This window comes from Streptomyces lavendofoliae (assembly GCF_014649735.1).
GTDB lineage: Bacteria > Actinomycetota > Actinomycetes > Streptomycetales > Streptomycetaceae > Streptomyces > Streptomyces lavendofoliae.
Genome location: NZ_BMTP01000065.1, coordinates 1 through 743 on the forward strand (window position 1 = coordinate 1; position 743 = coordinate 743).

Genomic DNA, 743 nt, shown 5'->3' on the forward strand with positions numbered 1-743 from the left:
TCCGAGAAAGGCCAGGTAGTTGCCTGGTTTCCGCTCGTAACGGTGGTTGAGACGGCGGTAGCCGGTCAGCCAGGACATGGTGCGTTCGATGACCCACCTGCGACGTCCGAGACGTTCGCTGGAGTCGATGCCCTTGCGGGCGATCCGGACGCCGATGCGTTTGCCCCAGAGCCATCGCCGAAGGTGAGGGATGTCGTATGCCTTGTCTGCATGAAGGCGCACGGGTTTGGAGTCGGCCGCGTGGGATTCGTGTCCCATGTGGAAATGGGACAGCATTGGCTTCAGCGCGACGCTGTCGTGGGTGTTGGCCGCGGAGAGTCCGACGCGTAGGGGCAGTCCGTTCGCGTCGGACAGGACGTGCATCTTGGAACCGGGCTTACCCCGGTCCACGGGGCTCGGACCTGCAAGTTCGCCCCCTTTTTAGCGCGGACATGGGCGGAGTCGAGGACCGCACGGGACAGGTCGACCAGACCCTGCTCGTCCAGGAGCTGGAGAACCTTCTGATGCAGCCGTCCCCAGACCCCGGCGCGGGACCAGATGGCAAACCGGCGATGCACGGTCGACTTCGACGCTCCGAAGCACGGTGGCAACGCCCGCCAGGCACAGCCGCTCACCAGCACGTAAATGATCGCGGCAAACACCGCCTCATCATCGATGTTCGCGACCCCGCCGCCCTGCGGACGCACCCGCGCCGGCGGCAGCAACGGCCTTGCCAACTCCCACAAGCCGTCCGGAACGATCCA

1 protein-coding gene is annotated in these 743 nt (G+C 65.4%); it reads right to left on the bottom strand.

The features are described 5' to 3' along the window. Window positions 1–740 (bottom strand): IS5 family transposase gene (locus IE109_RS32845; RefSeq protein ID WP_373297817.1). Its coding sequence is split into 2 segments (ribosomal slippage), with 741 coding nucleotides annotated over them: window positions 1–422 and window positions 422–740; the frame shifts between segments, so codons are not numbered across the junction. This gene is flagged as partial in the annotation. Window positions 741–743: the final 3 nt, after the last annotated feature.